Here is a 783-nt window from a genome sequence, read left to right as displayed (position 1 = left end):
GCCCACCATCTACCACCTTGGGGGCGAGTATGAAACCGTGTGTACGTGCGATCCAGGCGTCCACTGGACTCGTTCAGTTTAACGAGTCACAATTGACGTTGGCTACTATGCCAGCTGGTGGATTGCTCGGCTCGAGAGCTGAAGAAGGACGTGCCAAGCTGCGATAAGCCTGAGGGAGCCGCACGGAGGCTTAGAACTCAGGATTTCCCAATGAGAATCTCTTCAACAATTGCTTCGCGCAATGAGGAACCCCGAGAATTGAAACATCTTAGTATCGGGAGGACAAGAAAACGCAACGTGATGTCGTCAGTAACCGCGAGTGAACGCGATACAGCCCAAACCGAAGGTCTCACGACCAATGTGGTGTTTGGACTGACTCTCATCGCTTGACCATCTCACAGAAGTCCCTTGGAACAGGGCGTGACACAGGGTGACAACCCCGTACGTGAGGTCAGTACAGCGTGCGTCAGTTCCGGAGTAGCGGGGGTTGGAAATCCCTCGCGAACATGGCAGGCATCGACTGCTAAGGCTAAACACTCCTCGAGACCGATAGTGCACAAGTAGTGTGAACGAACGCTGCAAAGTACCCTCAGACGGGAGGTGAAATAGAGCATGAACTCAGTTGGCGATGGAGCGATAGGGCATACAAGGTCCCCTGACGAATGACCGACGCGCGAGCGTCCAGTAAGACTCACGGGAAGCCGATGTTCTATCGTACGTTTTGAAAAACGAGCCAGGGAGTGTGTCTGTATGGCAAGTCTAACCCGAGCATCGGGGGAGGCA

General features: G+C 54.0%; 1 rRNA gene. It reads left to right on the top strand.

From position 1 onward, the window contains the following. Positions 1 to 93: 93 nt before the first annotated feature. Positions 94 to 783, top strand: a 23S ribosomal RNA gene (locus NDI56_RS21655); the annotation flags it as partial.

The sequence above is a fragment of the Halomicroarcula saliterrae genome (assembly GCF_031624395.1).
Taxonomy (GTDB): Archaea; Halobacteriota; Halobacteria; order Halobacteriales; family Haloarculaceae; genus Haloarcula; species Haloarcula saliterrae.
Note: the sequence above shows the minus strand (reverse complement) of the source record. Positions and strands in the feature narration are given on the sequence as shown.